15 protein-coding genes and 1 pseudogene are annotated in these 18491 nt (G+C 62.3%); 14 read left to right on the top strand and 2 right to left on the bottom strand.

The features are described 5' to 3' along the window. The 7 genes and pseudogenes from MB818_RS21165 to MB818_RS21135 form a co-directional block, all read left to right on the top strand. Positions 1–532: pseudogene (locus tag MB818_RS21165) on the top strand (helix-turn-helix domain-containing protein); the annotation flags it as partial. Between the two features lie 26 nt (positions 533–558). Continuing rightward, the gene (locus MB818_RS21160) at positions 559–1218 is read left to right on the top strand and encodes a hypothetical protein (protein WP_238906360.1); all 660 of its coding nucleotides are present in this window, start codon (positions 559–561) and stop codon (positions 1216–1218) included. A gap of 476 nt (positions 1219–1694) precedes the next feature. Beyond that, the gene (locus tag MB818_RS21155) at positions 1695–3131 is read left to right on the top strand and encodes an FAD-binding oxidoreductase (protein WP_238906358.1); all 1437 of its coding nucleotides are present in this window, start codon (positions 1695–1697) and stop codon (positions 3129–3131) included. Between the two features lie 125 nt (positions 3132–3256). Further along, positions 3257–6901 (top strand): adenylate/guanylate cyclase domain-containing protein, encoded by a 3645-nt coding sequence (locus MB818_RS21150; protein ID WP_238906356.1) that lies wholly within the window; start codon positions 3257–3259, stop codon positions 6899–6901. Positions 6902–6930: 29 nt separating this feature from the next. After that, complete coding sequence (locus MB818_RS21145; protein WP_238906354.1) at positions 6931–7188, top strand: DUF4242 domain-containing protein; 258 nt, start codon at positions 6931–6933, stop codon at positions 7186–7188. Positions 7189–7636: 448 nt separating this feature from the next. Beyond that, on the top strand, positions 7637–8899 hold the full coding sequence (locus MB818_RS21140) for a DNA methyltransferase (protein WP_238906352.1): 1263 nt from the start codon (positions 7637–7639) through the stop codon (positions 8897–8899). A 118-nt stretch (positions 8900–9017) separates the two neighbouring features. Then, positions 9018–10889, top strand: coding sequence for an adenylate/guanylate cyclase domain-containing protein (locus tag MB818_RS21135; protein ID WP_255700213.1), 1872 nt, complete (start codon positions 9018–9020; stop codon positions 10887–10889). A gap of 92 nt (positions 10890–10981) precedes the next feature. On the opposite strand, the gene MB818_RS21130 is transcribed toward MB818_RS21135, so the two are convergent. After that, positions 10982–11530: a DUF3489 domain-containing protein gene (locus MB818_RS21130; protein ID WP_238906348.1), complete on the bottom strand. Its 549-nt coding sequence runs from the start codon at positions 11528–11530 to the stop codon at positions 10982–10984. 91 nt (positions 11531–11621) lie between these two features. Further along, a complete protein-coding gene (locus tag MB818_RS21125) occupies positions 11622–11852 on the bottom strand; it encodes a hypothetical protein (protein ID WP_238906346.1) in 231 nt (76 codons plus the stop codon). Between the two features lie 117 nt (positions 11853–11969). On the opposite strand from MB818_RS21125, the gene MB818_RS21120 reads away from it, so the two are divergent. The 7 genes from MB818_RS21120 to MB818_RS21090 form a co-directional block, all read left to right on the top strand. Further along, the gene (locus MB818_RS21120; protein WP_238906345.1) at positions 11970–12506 is read left to right on the top strand and encodes a hypothetical protein; all 537 of its coding nucleotides are present in this window, start codon (positions 11970–11972) and stop codon (positions 12504–12506) included. After that, positions 12454–14508: a phage terminase large subunit family protein gene (locus tag MB818_RS21115; RefSeq protein WP_238906344.1), complete on the top strand. Its 2055-nt coding sequence runs from the start codon at positions 12454–12456 to the stop codon at positions 14506–14508. The genes MB818_RS21120 and MB818_RS21115 overlap by 53 nt, the downstream gene beginning before the upstream one ends. Next, the gene (locus tag MB818_RS21110; RefSeq protein ID WP_234163916.1) at positions 14508–14720 is read left to right on the top strand and encodes a phage head-tail joining protein; all 213 of its coding nucleotides are present in this window, start codon (positions 14508–14510) and stop codon (positions 14718–14720) included. Before MB818_RS21115 ends, MB818_RS21110 begins: the two co-directional genes overlap by 1 nt. Before the next feature lie 3 nt (positions 14721–14723). Further along, complete coding sequence (locus MB818_RS21105; protein WP_238906343.1) at positions 14724–16235, top strand: phage portal protein; 1512 nt, start codon at positions 14724–14726, stop codon at positions 16233–16235. Beyond that, positions 16235–17545 (top strand): S49 family peptidase, encoded by a 1311-nt coding sequence (locus MB818_RS21100; protein ID WP_238906342.1) that lies wholly within the window; start codon positions 16235–16237, stop codon positions 17543–17545. The genes MB818_RS21105 and MB818_RS21100 overlap by 1 nt, the downstream gene beginning before the upstream one ends. A 30-nt stretch (positions 17546–17575) precedes the next feature. Beyond that, positions 17576–17956 carry a head decoration protein gene (locus tag MB818_RS21095; RefSeq protein WP_238906341.1) on the top strand — a complete coding sequence of 127 codons (381 nt, stop codon included), beginning with the start codon at positions 17576–17578 and terminating at the stop codon, positions 17954–17956. A gap of 26 nt (positions 17957–17982) precedes the next feature. Next, positions 17983–18491: major capsid protein (locus MB818_RS21090; protein WP_238906339.1), on the top strand; the 509-nt coding region annotated here is incomplete at its 3' end.

Below are 18491 nucleotides of genomic sequence, written 5' to 3'. Positions count from 1 at the left end.
CCGAATTCCGGACACTAACCTTGTAAGAGAACCACTAAGTAAACCAGTAAAGGAGGAGGAGGGCGCGCAAGCGCGCGAGGCGGTCTTTGATCAGTTTTTTGGGGACCTGCTCCAGGCGCTGGGCCTCGACCCTGCCGCCCTGCCCGGCTGGTGGCAGGGCTGGCCGCCCCGGCAACACGTCCAGCGCTGGCGCGACGCGTTCGGCCTCACCGAGGCAGAGATCATCGCCACGGCCCAGGCCACCCGCCAGGACCATCCCGAACCACCCGATGGGCCGAAGGCGCTCGACCGCGCCATGCAGCGCGCCGCCCAGCGCAAGGCGGACGAGGCCGGGCGGAAACGCCGGAAGCTCATATCTCGAACGTCGACACCAGCGGCAACGCCCAGCGCCGATGTGCCGGCCTTCTATGCGGCCTGGGTGAACTCGGACAGCCACCTGCCGGCCTGCGCCATCAGCAACACCATGCGCAACGCGATACTGGCTCGGGGACTGGTGACCTCGGACCGGATGCGGGAACGCGGGGTTCTGTGAATGACCAATATCGAGGGACAAAACCCATGAGCGTTCAGGGACGGATCAACCGCACGGGCGGCACGAGGGTCAAACGGGCGCTGGGCGTGCAGGCCGCGCTGGAATGGGCCTTCCGGGTCGAGAAGGCACAGCTCGAGCTGCCGGTACCACAGGATCCGGACGAAGAGGGCTTTGGTTTCGGCCTCGAATATGTCCTGCTGCAACGCGCCGCGCTGGGCTGCAAGATCGACGGCGGTCAGCACAAGATCGGAACCTACACACACGAGGATGCGGAGGTGATCGCGGCAACTGTGGCCGGGCTCCCGGACAGTCTCGGCGGCAAGCGCATGGCCATCCGCGTGGCAGAACTGGCACGGGCCGGACTGTCGCCCGACTGGATGCCTGGTGCTGTCCCGCGTTGCGTCCCGGTGGAGGTGAAGCGCAATCAGCATGGGGAGCGGGCGACAACGGTGGTAGTCGGGACCGAGCGCGTTCTGTCCCGCGGCAAATGGCGGACGGTGGATGTGCTGGCCTGCCCGGTCACCTACGTCCCGCACCCCCACCAGATCGAGGCCGCGCGTCGGGCCTACGAGGATTGGTGGCAGGCGCTGGGCTGGGTCCGGGACGGGCTAATCGAAGGGGGTATGTTGCGCACGGTCGAGGTGACGGAGGCGATGCCGAAGGTAAGGCCGTGGAACCACAGGTGACGAGTGGAAATGCCAGTAAGCAGCTTTTCTTCGCGCCCGGCACCAGCGCCAGCGGCGCGGCCAAAACCGCAGTGGGCTGCAACGCCTCCAGGTCTTGCCTCCCGTCCAGGATCGCCTTGATGAATTCGGGCGGGTCTATCAGATTGACTTGGCTTCAGGCGGGCAGTGCTGCTGCTCTGACGAGCTCCTCGCCTGTGTCAGTGATCAGTCAGTTGATGCAGGACAGGTGCGACAGGTGCTGCAACCCGGCGATGGGCTCGACCTGGATTGAGATGCGTGCGGATGTGACCGGCAGCACCCCGCGCCTTCTCAAGCCGGGTTTCTCGGACAAGATTCCGAAAAGTGTTGACCCCAAGAGTTACGATACCTGGACAGCGAAGCTCTAACTGTAAGCAAGTTCACAGTGAAAAATGATGCAAAGTGTTAAGGTCGGTTAGAGGCGCGGTTCTGTCGCCTTGTAGGTGGAGGAAAAAAGGATGACCAAGATCAACGCTCTGGATAGTGGTTCCGTATCAGTTGAAGACGAGCTGATTGCCAACTTGGATGCGTCGCTGCGTGGCAATGTTTTTCAACCCGGAACGTCCGGCTATGAAAAAGCCCGGGTCATCTGGAATGCGATGGTTGATCGCAAGCCAGCGCTGGTCATACACGCCAAGGGAGCCAGCGATGTGCAACAGGCGGTCAGGTTCGCGCGCAAGCACAACCTGATGATGTCGATACGGTCCGGTGGACACCAGATCGCCGGGCATGCGGTCGTGGATGGCGCTGTTTTGCTGGATCTCTCGGGCATGACATCCGTCAGCGTGGACCCGGATGCCAGGACCGCAAGGGTCGAACCAGGCGCGCTTCTGGGTGATGTCGACCGTGAAACGCAGGCACATGGTCTGATCGTTCCACTGGGCATCAACTCCACGACCGGCATCGCTGGGCTGACCCTGGGAGGCGGGTTCGGTTGGACGACGCGCAGGTTTGGCATGACGATCGACAATCTTATGTCGGCGGAAGTCGTGACCGCGGATGGCGGGATCGTGACGTGCAGCAACGACCAGCACGCTGATCTGTTCTGGGCGCTAAAGGGCGGTGGTGGCAATTTCGGCGTTGTGACGGCCTTTCATTTCCAGCTGCACGCTCTTGGGCCAGAGGTGATGTCGGGGCTAATTGTTCATCCGATCGCGGACGCACCTGGTCTTCTGGAGAAACTGACGTCGATCACCCAGGCCGCGGATGATGCACTGACAGTCTGGACAGTTATGCGAAAGGCGCCGCCTCTGCCTTTCCTGCCGGAAGAATGGCATGGCAAAGAGGTTCTGATTTTTGCAGCTTGCTATGCCGGTGATATGGCCAAGGGAGAGAAGGCCATGGCCGACCTGCGCGCGCTGGGCGACCCCATTGTCGACGTTATCGGCCCGCATCCATTCGTCGGCTGGCAGGCGGCTTTCGACCCCCTCCTGACCCCAGGCGAGCGGAACTACTGGAAAAGCCATGACTTCGCGGGGCTGCCTAAAAAGGCGATCGATACTCTTGTCGCCGCAATCGGCAACCTGCCTGACCCTCAGTCTGAAGTCTTCATCGCGCATGTCGGCGGCGCCATGGCCCGTGTTCCAGTCGGCGATACGGCTTATCCAGAACGTTCGGCGCACTTCATAATGAACGTGCACACGCGATGGAGCACCGCAGAAATGGACGACACCTGCATCGGTTGGGCGCGCAAGTTGTTCGACGACATGAAACCGTTCTCAACGGGGAGTGCTTACGTGAACTTCATGCCGGAAGATGAAGTCGACCGTGTCGACAATGTCTACGGGACGAACATGCGGCGGTTGTCCGAAATAAAGGCCAAATACGATCCGGACAACTTCTTCCGCTGCAATCACAACATTCGCCCGGCAGACAGCGCAAAAGCGGCGGAATAGGGAGCGTTTTTCAATGATGGAAGTCCGGAGAAGGAAACTTCGGGCTTCCTGCATGCTGCAGCCGATGCAAAGCGAGGTTCAAGACATCGGCGAAGAGAGAGGGGTCGCAATCGAAGGTAACCACCTTGATCGGCATTCCCGAAATCAGCATGGTATTTCGCATGGACGTTGAAATCGACACATGGTTGAGCGGACTGGATCTGGGCCGGTATGTTGATACGTTCCGCGAGAACGATGTTGACGGCAGGGTCTTGCCGCTTCTGTGCGACCAAGACCTCAAAGAACTCGGTGTCAGCCTCGGGCACCGAAAACTGATCCTTGCTGCAATCCAGGACATGTCGCACGACCGTGCAGAGGCTGCGGCCGATCCCGGGACGGCCGCCATAGACCCGAAAGCGGAAGAACACGGGCTTTCGACGCCTGCTACTGCGCCCGACAACGGCGATGCACCCGACGCAAAATCGTCCACCGTAGCTGCCGCCGAGCGCCGCCATCTCACCGTTCTGTTTGCAGATCTGGTGGGGTCGACCGAACTGACGAACCGCTTCGATCCCGAGGACATGCGCGCCTTGCTTCAGCGATATCAGGACGGTGTGGCCGGGGCGGTAAGCCGATATGGCGGGTATGTCGCGAAATATCTGGGCGACGGGCTGCTTGTCTTTTTCGGCTGGCCACGAGCTTATGAAGACCATGCGGTGCGTGCGATTAAGGCTGGGCTCGATGCGGTGGAGCGCGTGAGCCAACAGAGGGCACCGGATGGCAGCCCCTTGTACGTTCGCATCGGCGTGGCCAGTGGCGAAGTCGTGGTTGGCGACACGATCGGCGAGAACACTTATGAAGAAGGTGCCATGACAGGGCCAATCCTGAACCTGGCCTCGCGCATTCAGGAACATGCGACGCCTAACAGCATCGTGTTGCCTGAAGAGGGAACGGAAGCTTCGCTGCACCGGATATTCGAGTTCTCATCGCTTGGAGAGGTGCATCTGAAAGGGTTCGAGGCCCCGCGCAAACTGTTCCAGGTGCGGGCCGAGCGCAGCGCAGAAAGCCGCTTTCGCGCGGCTCACGGCGAAGACTTGTCCAGCGTCCTCGTGGGCCGCACGCTTGAAAAGGGAATCCTCAAGCAGGCATGGCAACACGCGAAACGCGGCAAGGGCGAAGTCGTCCTGCTTTGTGGCGAGGCCGGTATCGGGAAATCGCGGATCACTGAGGAATTCCTGGCCGACGACGCAGTGGCGGGACATGCTGATATCATCCGGCTGAACTGTTCCCCCTACCTTACCGGCAGCCCATTCCACCCGGTCACGGACCGCATCTCGCAGGATGCTGGTGTCGCACCCGATTTCGACGATGACCGCATTCTGGAATACGTGAGGGCAATGCTCGAAGCAAGGCAAGGACTGGACTGGCGAAATGTGTTGCCCGTATTCGCGGCATTGGTGGCGCCTCGCAGCGAGGTCGCACAAAAGGTGCTGGCGATGTCGCCGCAAGAACAGCGGGACCTCACCATCCAGACCTTGATCAACACCGTGAAAGTCCGGGCCGGCGTGCGGCCGGTCATCCTGTTCGTTGAAGACGCGCACTGGATCGATCCTTCGACCAACGCGCTGCTCGACCGCTTCAAAGATATCTGCGCCGATCTGCCGTTGATGATCCTTGTCACCCATCGGCCAGACTGGGCGCTTGCTCAATCCGAAGGCGATCTGCATGTCCAAACCCTGCAACTACGCCGGTTCGATGCCGATCACGTCGCAGAACTGGTACGGAACGTGTCAGGGCAGGAACCCGACCGGGACCTGATCGACTTGATCGTCCAGCAGACCGATGGCATACCGCTTTTCGTCGAGGAACTGACCCGGGCCATCGGGGCGTCAGGCGCGCGGGGCAAGATAAGTGTTCCGTCCTCGCTGAAAGGGACGCTGATGGCGCGCCTCGACGCGGTGTCGCAGAACGCGAAACAGGTGGCTCTCGCCGGGGCAGTGATCGGTCGCGAGTTCGAGCCGGCCCTTCTGACCGCCTCCATGACGGGAAGCGGGATCGACATACCCGCCTGTCTGGATGAGTTGCGCAAGGCCGGGCTCATCTTCGAAAGCGGTCACAGCCGGGGGAAATACGTCTTTCGCCACGCCCTGATACGCGACACGGCCTATCAGTCGATGCTGGCATCGACGCGACGGCAGCAGCACGCGCGCGTTGCCGAAGCCCTGAACGATTTGAGGTCGGCAGAAATCGCCCGGCAGCCTGAACTGGTCGCCCGCCACCTGACCGAGGCCGAAGACTGGCCCGCAGCTTTTCGGCGATGGCGCTCCGCGACCGAACTGGCACTGGCCCGTTCGGCCAGCCGCGAGGCAATCTCGAACGCCAACGAAACCCAAAAGGCCGCCCGCCATTTGGGCGGCGAAGAATCTAAGGCTGTCATCGCCGCAAAGATATTGATCGGCCGAAGCTATGACAGCGCCGGTCGCCTGCCCGACTGTATTGCGATCCTCGAGGAAGCGTGGAATGCCGCACGCAAGATTGGCGATGCCGAACTTGCCGCGGACGCGGCGAACCACTTTGCCGATGCAGCCATGATGGCCAGCGACTGGCATGCCAAGGCGATCCTGTTCTGCAATCAGGCCCTGGAGGACCTTTCGGAACAGGACGAAAAACGCCGGGCCGGGCTGAAAAGCCAGCTTGCGCGCGCCTACACGTTCACGGGGCAATACGAAAAGAGCAGCGCCTTCGGGCGAGAAGCCATGGAGTTGGCCGCCAAGCTTGGCGACCACAAGGCCCAGTTCTCGGTCATGATGTCACGCTTCGGAGCTCCGTTCATTGCGCGCAGCAAGGATGAGCGGGACCATTGGCGCGAGAACCTTCAGGCTATGCACAGCGTCGCCGAGAAGCTGGGTACTATAGATCAGGGCCGGGACCGGACGCTCAGCCTGTTTCTAGGGGCCGAAATGGCCGACCGCCAGCTGATGGATCATTCGCTGGACATGCTGACCGATATTTCAAAGAAGGAAAACCACCTCCAGCTTTACTGGGTGCAGGTTCACGCCCGTGCGATGATCGCGATCCTGGAAGGGGATTTCGAACTGGCCGAAAGATACGCGAACGAAGCGGTCAAGATCGGCCGCCGGACCCATGGGGAACATGTCGAAGGCGTTTACGGAGTCCAGATGTTCACAATTCGGCGGGAGCAGAACCGCCTTCAGGAAGTGGCCCCGGTAATCAAGCGCCTGATGTCGGAGAGCCCCGAAGACACGACATGGCAACCCGGCTTCGCAGTGATCGCAGTGGAACTGGGCTTCAGGGACGCCGCCGAGCGCATCCTGAACGAACTGGCCGAAACAGGCTTCGAACTGCCCAAGGACGCGCTTTACTCCACCACGCTTTCTTATCTGGCAGATATTTGCGTGGCGGTGGGACACGAGGAGCACGCAAAGACAGTCTACGAAAAACTGATGCCCTATGAGAAGCTGACCATTACCGCAGGCGCCACGACAGTTTGTGCCGGGGCAGCTTCGCGGCGGTTGGGCAGTCTGGCGGGGCTACTGGGGGATTGGGATGCGTCCGACCACATGTTCGAAACTGCCATCGAGATCGATGCCAAGATGAACGCATTGCCTTGGATCGCACACAGCAAGGCGGCCTATTCAACTGCGCTGCGGCGACGCGGGAGGAAAAAGGACATGGAGCGCGCCCTGCAACTTGAGGCCGAAGCGTTGGCAGTAGCCAAAAAACTCGATATGGTCAAGTTAAGGGCCAAGCTGGAAGCCACGACAATCTGAAAACGAATTCCCCGTATTGCGAGGATGAGATGCCGAGATTCATTATTGAAAGAAACTTTGCGGAAAAGCTGGAAGTCGACGACGAAGCAAAGAAGCATATCAAGTCGATCAACGACGAAGAAGGCATTGAATGGATTTTTTCCTTTCTCAGCGCCGACAAACGAAAGACGTATTGCCTGTATGAAGCCCCCGACGAGGAGAGCTTGCGCCGGGCAGCGAAGAGATTGAACATTCCAGCTGATGTAATCACGTCCGTGGACAGGATCGACCCAGGCATCTTCGCTTGATTGGAGCATTAAAACTGCATTTTGTGCGTTTGCCTCAGCGACCAGCCCGCCTCAGGTCTTGTCAGAGGGCCTTGTTTTGAGGCCGACCAACAGCCACCAAGGTCTCATTGAGAGGCCGCTCCGGGCTTGTTCCGGCTGTTAGCTACAAAATGCACGAAGGTCTGCTGTGAAGCAAACGCCACCCCCCTCCCATGGTTCCTCCCTGGCGCCAAACCTATGCGGGGGGGCTCAGCGCAGAGGTTTGCTAGCGACTGGATTCCTCACCGGGGAATCCACCTGGAATCCACCCCGGCCGGAAGCCACCCTTCTGGGAAGGCTTTGAATCCACTTCACTTTTCAGATTGACAAAGCTGCCCCCCTTGACCTACCCATTGATCATCGAAGAATAGCGCCCGGAGGACACCCCTCGCGGGCGCTTTCGTTTTCCCCTACATCCGAGACCTGCCCCATGGACCTCGTCTTCGCGCCGAGCCAGATCGAAACCTGGCCGATCGAGCGGCTGCGCCCTTATGCCCGCAATGCCAAGATACACGGCGAGGACCAGGTGGCGAAGATCGCCGCCAGCATGGCCAGGTTCGGCTGGACGGTGCCCTGCATGGTGGCCGAAGATGGTGAACTGATCGCGGGCCACGGTCGGGTGCTGGCGGCCACAATGCTCGGGCTGACCGAGGTGCCCGTGATCCGGCTCAGCCACCTGGACGAGGCCGAGCGCCGGGCCTACCGGATCGCAGACAACAAGCTGACCGAACTCGGCGATTGGGACGAGGCCCTGTTGCGCGACGAAATCGCCGGACTGCTGGCCGAGGATTTCGACCTGGATGTTCTCGGCATCTGTGACGAAGAACTGGAAGCCCTGCTGCGCGACCCCGAGGCGCTGGGCGGCGATGGCCCGGTCGAGGGTGAGGACGACGTGCCTGAGTTGCCGGTCACGCCGGTGTCAGTGCCCGGCGATCTCTGGCAGCTCGGGCCGCATCGTCTGATCTGTGGCGACAGCACGAGCGCCGATGTGGTCGGGCGACTGCTGGGCGATGTACGACCACTTCTGATGGTCACCGACCCACCCTATGGTGTCGAGTATGACCCTTCCTGGCGCAACCAGGCCGGCGCGGCAAAGACAAAACGCACCGGGAAGGTGCTGAACGACGACCGCGCCGACTGGCAAGAGGCATGGGCGCTGTTTCCCGGCGACGTCGCCTATGTCTGGCACGGGGCGCTGCATGCCACGACCGTGGCCGAGAGCCTGACAGCGGCGGGTTTTGCCATCCGGTCACAGATCATCTGGGCCAAAGACCGACTGGTATTGAGCCGCGGGGATTATCATTGGCAGCACGAACCCTGTTGGTATGCTGTGCGCGCCAAGGGCAAGGGCCACTGGGCTGGCGATCGCAAACAGACCACCCTCTGGCAGATCGCCAACCGGGATCAGGACGCCGACACAGTACACGGTACGCAGAAACCGGTCGACTGCATGCGCCGGCCGATCCTGAACAACTCAAGCCCCGGCCAGGCAGTGTACGAGCCCTTCATGGGATCGGGCACCACGCTGATCGCTGCCGAAACGACAGGCCGAGTGTGCTTCGGCGTCGAACTGAACCCGGCCTATGTCGATGTTGCCATAGAACGTTGGCAATCGTTCACCGGGGAAGAGGCAGTGCTAGCAGACACCGGCGAGAATTTCGCCGCCGTTAAAACCGGACGATCAAACAAGTGAGCTACATTCCTTGCTGATCCATGCACTTTCGGAACTGCGGACGAAGCGGGCTTCCGCGCCAGCCGGGATTTATCCAGAACCTCGACTTAGTTGGCCTCCTTAATCTATTGTTGCCTGTATGGAACGCCGTCTCAGCGCAATTTTAGTAGCCGACATCGTAGGATACTCTCGTCTCATGGAGGTCGATGAGACCGGAACGCTCGAACGACAAAAACTACATCGTAAGGAGTTGGTCGACCCTGCTATTAAACAGTTCAAAGGCAGGATCTTCAAAACGACAGGTGATGGTCTTTTGGCCGAGTTTCCGAGTGTGGTCGATGCAGTCCAGTGCGCGGTGCAAATCCAGCATGCAATGGATAACCGTGAAAGTGGAGCGCTGGGGGAAAAGCGTATTCGTTATCGGATCGGCATCAATCTGGGTGACGTGATCGTTGACGAAGGCGACATTTATGGTGACGGGGTCAATATTGCGGCCCGGCTGGAGGCAATGGCGGCGCCTGGCGGTATCACAATTTCAGGCACTGCCTATGATCACCTAAAGGCCAACGTGGACGTCGGCTACGAAGCACTTGGCGAAGTTCAGGTCAAGAACATCGAAACACCGGTTCGTGTCTACCGCGTTGTGACCGACTCCAAGTCCATCGGCATGACGGTTCCTGCTCGCCGTCGGACCAAACCTGTACCCCTGATCATGGCCGCCGCAGCCATTGCGTTTGTCGGGATAGTGTCATTCTGGTGGTCCTCTCAAACGGATTTCCAACCTGCCGACCAAGCACGGATGGCATTCGACCTCCCGGACAAACCATCGGTCACCGTGCTGCCCTTCCGCGACCTGTCCGCAGATGGCGATGCGAAATTCCTTGCGGACAAGTTCGTGACTTCGCTCATCACCGAACTTTCCTTTCTTCCCGATCTGTTTGTAATCGCTAGCAATTCGAGCTTCGCTTTGCGCGACACCGAACTGTCTTTGGGAGAAATATCGGAGCGGCTAGGAGTCCGTTATCTGGTTCAGGGGAGCTTTGATAAGAAGGAAAGTTCACTCAGGATCGATGTGCAGCTTGTCGATGGGCTCGTTGGAAACCTCATCTGGAGCAAACGCTATGAGCGGCCGATAGAGGATTTTTTCCAGCTTCAGGACGAATTGATCCGTGACATAGCGCTTGAGGTCGGAGGGCGCGGCGAAAGCGGGATATTCAGAGCGGAACGGCGTAGGTTTCAGCAGATCTCGAATGACGACCTAACGGCCCTTCAACTGTTCGAAAAGGCCACCCAGGCATTTTTCAAGTATACCCGTGAAGGCAATGAAACAAATGGCGAGATTGCCAGGGATTTAGTATCTCGCTTTCCACAGTTTTCGCGCGGCTACGTTGCACTTGCATACTTCCACTTTGGTCGCATCTGGTTTGGCTACTCGCCTGACGCTGAAAGCGATCTGGCCGCCTGTTTTGAGAATGCGGACAAGGCCGTTGCGTTGCATGCGCAGGAATATCTCGCTCACTGGGTTCTGGGCTACTGCAATGTGGTAGCGCGACGGGTCCCAGAGGCCATGTCGGCGTTTGAACGCGCGCATGAGCTGAATCCACACGACATTTTGGTCAGGAGAGATTTTGCAATGCATGTCCTCGTGCGTCAGGAGAAGTACGAGGAAGCTCTGGACATTCTGCACGCATCCTTGCGACTTGCTCCGGGGCAAAACAATTTCACCAACATGCAAATTTCATCCATCTACTTCATCCTGGGCGACTACGCAAAAGCCGTCGAGTTTGGTCAGCGAGAGCAGATGCGAAGCATCTTGGGAATTGGATGGTTGGGCGCTGCTTATTGGAAGAATGGACAGAAAGAGCAGGCTCGAAGCATCGTTGAAGAAATCATGAAAGCAGCTCCAGACTACAACCGTCAAACCTTCGCAGCTACGCGGCTGTATGCACCAGTAGAAGCAATCGAAAGAGCGTCCGAAGCACTTGTGGCAGCAGGACTGCCTGAAGGTTAGAGACCGAGAAAGGAGCGTGATCGCTTTGGGCGCCGAAGCTGTATTCTGGCGCTTCGTGTCTGGGCGTCCATCGTCGCCATCCAGAAAGTGCTCTAGCTTTCCGAGCGATAGACCATCCCCCTGCCCTCAACCTTCTCAGCGGTGATAGGCAGGCCCAGCTTCTTCTTGAGCGCGCCCGAGATCATCCCCCTCACCGTGTGCGACTGCCACGAGGTCGCAGCGGCAATCTCTGCGACCGTCGCGCCCTCGGGCCGCTGCAACAACGCGATAACCTGCGCCTGCTTTGTTCCGGCGCGACTCTTGGGCCGGGAGGGAACCTCGGACGTCGCGCCCTGCTCCACCTTCGCCTTCCGCGCCCGGGCGACCGCACCCGCCACCACCGGCTCGATCCCTATGGCCGCGAGCCCGGCTTCGGTGACGATCAGCGTGGTGCCGTGCCCATCGCCAGTCTCGCGCCAAAGGGGCTCACCGCGGCGCAGATTGGCGTCCACCTCCTCAAGCCAGCCACGGGACATCATCTTGCCGACGACTGTTTTTGCGGCAGCGCCATGCAGCCCGTCAGGCAGTGGCAGGGCCAGGTTCCCCGACCGAGCGGCCGCACGGGACAGAATGGTAGACTGGGTATCGGTGAGATTTGACATTGGTACCTCCGGTGTTCCGGCGCGCGGCTCACGCGCCTTCTATGGAGGCAAGCCCCGCGACAGCGGGGCGGCCGTTGCGCCGCTGAGTGCCTCAGGCAGCGTGTTCGCCCTCGCCAAAGAGGAAGTCGGTGATCTTGCGCAGATCGGCGGCGACAGAGTTGAGCGATCCGACGGCGCCCCAGTTGATGGCCTCCGGATCGAACTCGAAATGGTCGGCGCTGAGGGCTGTCAGCCGCTCCAGCATGGTATCGATCTCGGCCTTGGCGGCAATGAAGGCGCACAGGGCCTCGTCGTTGCAGCTGGTCTTGCGGCGCGTGGTCATGGCAGGGTGATCCTTGGGTGAGTTGCATCGTTTCCTTGTGATCAGAGTCGCTCTGTCCCGCCGATCTATCAACTCAAATCCAAATGATATCATCGGTTTGAGCGGAGTATTCTGGCCATGCAAGGAATGAGCGAACGGGAGTATGCCGCCCATTCCGGGCTTTCGCGCGGGGGCGTGCAGAAGGCCCGCCGGAACGGGCGGCTGGTGCTCTTCGACGATGGCTCGATCGATGCGAACGGCTCGGATGCGCGGCGGGCGGAGATGACTGACCCTGACCAACAACGCCGCTCCCTGGGTGGAGACGGATTGATCAGCGGTCCGGGAGAGACCTCGTCCTATCTGAAGGCGCGCACGGCGCTGACGGTCTACCAGGCGCAGGAACGCCAGCTTGCGATCCAGAAGAAGAAAGGCACGCTGGTCGATCGGGCGCGGGCGGAAACGCTGGTGTTTCGCCTCGCGCGGCAGGAGCGGGATGTCTGGGTCACCTGGCCCGGACGGGTGGCGGCCCTGATGGCAGCGCAGATCTCGGCGGAGGTGGAACGACAGACCGGGGCATCGGTCACGATCGAAACCGCGATCCTGCAGAGGGTGCTGGAAGCCCATGTCCGAGACCAGCTCGACGCCCTCGCAGATCTCCGGGTCTCCCTCGGATGACGGTGATCTGACCGACACCGACCTGACCGAAGGCCTCGACCTTAGCTTCGACGGCGCCCAGGACCTCCTGCGCGCTTGGTTCCGGGGCATGCGGCCCGACCCGAACCTGACGGTCTCGGAATGGGCGGATCAGCACCGCTGGCTCAGTTCCCGCGCCTCGGCCGAGCCGGGGCGGTACCGAACGGCGCGCACGCCCTATCTGCGGGCCATCATGGATGCGCTGAGCCCGGGCCATCCGGCGCGACGGATTTCGTTCATGAAGGCCGCACAAGTGGGGGCGACTGAGGCCGGCAACAACTGGATCGGCTTTGTCATCCATCACGCACCCGGCCCGATGCTGGCAGTGCTGCCAACGGTCGAGATGGCCAAGCGCTCCTCGCGCGGCCGGATCGATCCGCTCATCGCCGACAGCCCGGCGCTGCGCGAGCGGGTCAACCCGGCCCGGTCGCGCGATGCCGGCAATTCGATGCTGTCGAAGGAGTTTCCGGGCGGCATCCTGGTGCTCACCGGCGCGAACAGTGCGACAGGCCTGCGCTCCATGCCGGCGCGCTATGTCTTCCTCGACGAGGTCGATGCCTATCCCGCCTCGGCCGACGAGGAGGGCGATCCGGTCACCCTGGCCGAGGCCCGCACCACCACCTTCGCGCACCGGCGCAAGGTGTTCATCGTCTCGACGCCCACGATCCGGGGGTTTTCCCGGATCGAGCGGGAGTTCGAGGCCAGTGACCAGCAGCGCTACTTCGTACCCTGCCCGCATTGTGGGGCGATGCAGTGGCTGCAATTCGAGCGGTTGCGCTGGGCGAAGGGACAGCCGGAAACGGCAACCTACACCTGCGAGGGCTGCGAGCGGCCGATCGCTGAGCATCACAAGACCGAGATGCTGGCGCGGGGAGAATGGCGGGCCACAGCCGTCGGGAGTGACCCCAACGCCATCGGCTTCCACCTCTCGGCGCTCTATTCGCCGCTGGGCTGGAAAAGCTGGGCTGACATCGCGCGGGACTGGCTGGCGGCGCAGGGGTCTGAGGACATGCTCCGCGCCGCGCGCAACACGCTTCTGGGCGAGACCTGGGTCGAGAGCGGTGATGCGCCGGAATGGCAACGGTTGGCGGATCGCCGAGAGACCTGGAAAGCCGGTACCGTGCCGGCGCGCGGGCTCTTCCTCACCGCCGGGGCCGATGTGCAGAAGGATCGGATCGAGGTCGATGTCTGGGCCTGGGGCCGGGGGCTGGAAAGCTGGCTCATCGATCACATTGTCATCCCCGGCGGCCCGGACGAACCGGAATGCTGGGACGCGCTCTCCACCCTGCTGGGACGCAGCTGGCAACATGCGGGTGGCGCCTATATGACGGTGGCACGGCTAGGCATCGATACGGGCTACGAGGCCGCAGCCGTCTATGCCTGGGTGCGCAAGGCGGGCTTTGACCAGGTGGCGCCACTCAAGGGGCTCGAAGGGTTCAATCGTTCGGCGCCGGTCTCGGGCCCAACCTTCGTCGATGCCACGGTGGGCGGCCGCCGCCTGCGCCGCGGTGCCCGGCTCTGGTCGGTGGCGACGGCCACCTTCAAGACCGAGACCTATCGCTTCCTGCGGATCGAGCGGCCGAGCGACGAAGACCGGGCGCTGGGCGTCGTGGATCCGGCGGGCACGATTCACCTGCCTGGCTGGGCCGACACTGAATGGCTGAAGCAGCTGGTGGCCGAACAGCTCGTGACCATCCGCAACAAGCGCGGCTATGCGCGGCAGGAATGGCAGAAAATGCGCGAGCGGAACGAAGCGCTGGACTGCCGCGTCTACGCCCGCGCCGCGGCATGGATCCTCGGCGCCGATCGCTGGGACGAGGCCACCTGGCGGCGCCTCGAGGCGCAGGCCGGTGTGGAAACCCACCTGCCCGTTTCCGTCCCGATGGACACAACACCAACAGACCCGGGCCAGCCCCGCGCCGGAACCCTGGTGACCCCGCGCCGGAAACGGCGGGTCTATACACCAAACTTCATGAGGGATTGATGGATCTCGACCGGATGGTGGCCCTTCTGGCTGCCCTGCAGGAGGCGCGCTACGCCGGGCTGCGCAGCGTCAGCTATGACGGCAAAACCGTGACCTATGGATCGGATGCAGAACTGGCCTCCGCCATTCGCGATCTCGAGGGACGGATTGCCACCGCCTCCGCCACGCCCCGCCGCCGGCGCTGGGGCACGGTGGCAACAAAGGGGCTCTGAACCATGGCCTTCGACGCCTTCCGCCAGCGGCTCGGCGCCATCATCGGCGGGTTTGATGCGGCGCAATCCCATCGCCGCATGCGGGGCTTTCGGGCGAGCCGCGCGCATGTGAACACGCTGATCGCCGCCTCGGGCGAGACCATCACCGCCCGGGCCCGCTGGCTGGTCAGGAACAATGGCTATGCCGCCAATGCGGTCGATGCCTTTGCCAACCATGTGGTGGGCGATGGGATCAAGCCCTCATCGAAGATCAGCGATGCGACAAAGAAAGAAGAGCTGCAAAAGCTCTGGCTCGCCTGGACCGACGAGGCCGATGCCGAGGGGCTCACGGACTTCTTCGGGCTCCAGCGCCGGGCGGCGCGTGAGGTGTTCCTGGCGGGCGAGGTTTTCCTGCGCATTCGCAGCCGGCGGGTGGAAGATGGGCTCACCGTGCCGATGCAGCTGCAGATGCTGCCCTCGGAGATGTTGCCTCTCGATCTGACCCGCCAGATGCCCGGATCCGGCTCGATCCGTCAGGGTATCGAGTTCGACGGGATCGGGCGCCGTGTCGCCTATCACTTCCTGCGCCGTCATCCCGGCGATCTGACCGATCCGGGGCTGGTGGGCGAGACGGTTCGGGTGCCTGCCTCGGAGGTGATCCACATCCTCGACCCGGTCGAGGCCGGACAGCTCCGCGGTGTCTCCCGCTTTGCAGCAGCGATCGTGAAGCTCTTCACCCTCGATCTTTACGACGATGCAGAACTGGAGCGGAAGAAGACCGCGGCGATGTTTGCAATGTTTATCACCTCGCCCGCTCCGGAAACCGCGCTGGAACCGGCAGACGAGGACCTAGAAGTTGAACCCGGTCAGGTGGTCCGGCTCGATCCCGGCGAGGATGTCTCTACGCCCGCCACCCCGGATTCCGGATCCACCTATGAGCCCTTCCAGTACCGGACGCTCCTGCAGATCGCCGCGGCGCTGGGCGTGCCCTATGGCTATCTCACCGGGGACACGGCAAAGGGCAACTTCTCGAACACACGGATTGCGCTGGTCGACTTTCGCCGCCGCATCTCGGCCTTCCAGCATTCGGTGATGGTCTACCAGCTCTGCCGGGCGGTCTGGACGCGCTGGATGGATATGGCCGTGTTGGCGGGCACCATCGACCTGCCGAGCTATGCCGCTGACCGGCGCCAATACCTCGCCTGCGACTGGCTGCCCACAAAATGGGACTGGATCGATCCGGCCAAGGATGCGGCGGCGGAAATCCTGCAGATCGAAGCCGGGCTCAAGTCCCGCACGCAAGCCATCGCCGAGCGCGGCTATGACGCCGAACAGGTCGATCGGGAAATTGCCACTGAGCGCCAGCGCGAGGCGGAACTGGGTCTGGATTTCCGGAGACCGGGGTCGCCTGCACAGGCGGCCGGCAAGACCGGCGACGAGGATCAGAACGCCGGCAATGGCGCGAATGCGAAAGACCGGAGCGAGGACGAGGATGACGGCGAGGACCGGGAACCGCGTCCGGCGGGAGATCGATGATGCATCACATCCAGATTGCCCAGCGTGTCTTCAACACGCCGCTGATGGTCGATCCCGCCAAGGCGCTGGCCTTCCTTGCCGGTCTCGGTCCCCGCATCACAGGTCGCGAGATCAGCTTCGAAGGGCCGGACTTGCCACCGGCGGATCCGGCAGACGTCACCCTGCCCGCCCGCGCTTCGCTTTTCGGTGACGACCTCGCCCGCCACGGGGCCAGCACCAGCGGTCCACCCTATGCGGTGGTCGAGGGAATCGCGGTGATCGCGATCACAGGAACCCTTGTCCATCGCGGCGCCTGGATCGGCCAATCCTCGGGGTTGACGTCTTACGAGGGGATCGCGGCCCAGCTTCAGGCGGCGCTCGAGGACCCCGCCATTCGCGGCATTGCGCTCGACATCGACAGTTTCGGCGGCGAGGTGGCCGGCGCCTTTGATCTCGCCGACCGCATCCGGGCGGCGCGGCAGGTCAAACCCGTTCAGGCTTTTGTCGCCGACCACGCGCTCTCGGCCGGCTATGCACTGGCCTCCCAGGCCGACCGGATCATCCTGTCCCGCACCGGCGCGGTCGGCAGCATCGGCGTTGTCGCCATGCACAGCGACATGAGCGGAGCGCTTGATCAGAAGGGCATCGCCGTTACCCTGATCCATGCCGGCGCCCGCAAGGTCGATGCCAATCCCTACCAGCCCCTGCCTGAGGCCGTCCGTGCCCGGATTGCGGGCGAGCTCGAAGACCTGCGCCAGCTCTTTGCCAAAACCGTCGCCGAAGGCCGTGGCAATCGCCTCGACACGGCAAGCGCGCTCAGCACCGAAGCCGCCGTGTTCCGCGGTGAGGCCGCGGTCTTTGCCGGTCTCGCGGACGAGGTCGCTGATCCCGTCACCGCCTTCCGCGCCTTTGTCGCGGCTCCCCATGGCACCCATCCCACCAGCAAAAAGGGTCCAATGATGACCACTGTCCACGAAGATCCTGCCAATGTTCCGGCTGCCGTTGCAGCAAACGCGACACCGGAACCGGCCTCGCCACCGACAATCACCCCGCTGCAGACGGAAGCGGCGGCGATGTCGCCGGAAGCCATCCGCGCAGAGGCCGCGGAAGTGGCGCAGGTCTGTGCCCAGGCGGCACGGCTCGGTGTGCAGTTCGACGCCGCTGACGCCGTCGCCCGCGGCCTCAAGCCCGAAGCCCTGCGCGCAAAGGTGCTCGCCGAACTGGCCACCCGCAGCGATGCCGCGGGCATCGTGGCTGCAGCACCTGCGACCAGTGCAAAGGAAAGCCCCATCATCGCGGCCGCCAGGAAATCCGCCGCCGCCTCGCGCTGACCCCCTCCCCAACATCCCGGAGACTGAACCATGCCCGTTCTGACGCAACCGCCCAGCATGGGCGATGTCCTCAAATATGAGCTCAACCCGAACTACACCCGCGAGGTGGTGACCCTGGCCGCCGGGATGCCCTACCCGGTCGGCTCCGTCCTCGGAAAGATCACCGCCAGCGGCAAACACACGCTCTCACCTGCCGCCGGCAGCGATGGGGCCGAGACCGCCAGCGGCGTCCTACTCTATGCCGTCGATGCAACGCTGGCTGATGCCACGGGCATCGTCGTCGCCCGCGGACCCGCTATCGTCTCGCGCGCAGAGCTTGCCTATGACGGCAGTGTCGATGATGCCGCCAAGATCACCGCCAAGATCACCCAGCTTGCCGACCTCGGCATCATCGCCCGCGACGGCGTCTGATCCTCCCTGTCCCCCGGAGTACTCCCATGACCCTGATCCGCAATCCCTTTGACGCCGGTGGCTATTCGCTGGCCGAGATGACGCAGGCGATCAACATCCTGCCCAATCTCTACACCCGCCTCGCCCAGATCGGCCTCTTCCGCTTCGAAGGTGTCAGCCAGCGCTCAGTGATCATCGAACAGCACGAGGGCGTGCTGAGCCTCTTGCCCTCGGTCCCCTTGGGCGGTCCGGCCACCGTCGGCACCCGCGAGGGCCGCGCGATGCGCAGCTTTGCCCTGCCCTGGATCCCGCATGACGATGTGATCCTGCCGGCCGACATCCAGGGTCAACCTGCCCTCGGGACCTTCGATGCCGCCGATCCTCTGGTCGAGGTGATGAACCGCAAGCTTCTGCTCATGCGCCGCAAACATGCCCAGACCCGGGAATACATGGAGATGAACGCGCTGCGCGGCATCGTGAAGGATGGCGCAGGAACCACCCTTTACAATTACTTCACCGAATTTGGTCTGGCGCAGATCTCGGTCGACTTCCTGCT

This window comes from Ruegeria alba, assembly GCF_022321465.1.
GTDB lineage: Bacteria > Pseudomonadota > Alphaproteobacteria > Rhodobacterales > Rhodobacteraceae > Ruegeria_B > Ruegeria_B alba.
This window is presented reverse-complemented; position numbering and strand designations above follow the sequence as displayed.

Excerpts from the sequence above, each read along its gene's own strand:
- MB818_RS21160 (WP_238906360.1), top strand. The coding sequence starts at position 559 with ATGAGCGTTCAGGGACGGATCAACCGCACGGGCGGCACGAGGGTCAAA.
- MB818_RS21155 (WP_238906358.1), top strand. The coding sequence starts at position 1,695 with ATGACCAAGATCAACGCTCTGGATAGTGGTTCCGTATCAGTTGAAGAC.
- MB818_RS21145 (WP_238906354.1), top strand. The coding sequence starts at position 6,931 with ATGCCGAGATTCATTATTGAAAGAAACTTTGCGGAAAAGCTGGAAGTC.
- MB818_RS21140 (WP_238906352.1), top strand. The coding sequence starts at position 7,637 with ATGGACCTCGTCTTCGCGCCGAGCCAGATCGAAACCTGGCCGATCGAG.
- MB818_RS21135 (WP_255700213.1), top strand. The coding sequence starts at position 9,018 with ATGGAACGCCGTCTCAGCGCAATTTTAGTAGCCGACATCGTAGGATAC.
- MB818_RS21130 (WP_238906348.1), bottom strand. The coding sequence starts at position 11,530 with ATGTCAAATCTCACCGATACCCAGTCTACCATTCTGTCCCGTGCGGCC.
- MB818_RS21125 (WP_238906346.1), bottom strand. The coding sequence starts at position 11,852 with ATGACCACGCGCCGCAAGACCAGCTGCAACGACGAGGCCCTGTGCGCC.
- MB818_RS21120 (WP_238906345.1), top strand. The coding sequence starts at position 11,970 with ATGCAAGGAATGAGCGAACGGGAGTATGCCGCCCATTCCGGGCTTTCG.
- MB818_RS21115 (WP_238906344.1), top strand. The coding sequence starts at position 12,454 with ATGTCCGAGACCAGCTCGACGCCCTCGCAGATCTCCGGGTCTCCCTCG.
- MB818_RS21110 (WP_234163916.1), top strand. The coding sequence starts at position 14,508 with ATGGATCTCGACCGGATGGTGGCCCTTCTGGCTGCCCTGCAGGAGGCG.
- MB818_RS21105 (WP_238906343.1), top strand. The coding sequence starts at position 14,724 with ATGGCCTTCGACGCCTTCCGCCAGCGGCTCGGCGCCATCATCGGCGGG.
- MB818_RS21100 (WP_238906342.1), top strand. The coding sequence starts at position 16,235 with ATGCATCACATCCAGATTGCCCAGCGTGTCTTCAACACGCCGCTGATG.
- MB818_RS21095 (WP_238906341.1), top strand. The coding sequence starts at position 17,576 with ATGCCCGTTCTGACGCAACCGCCCAGCATGGGCGATGTCCTCAAATAT.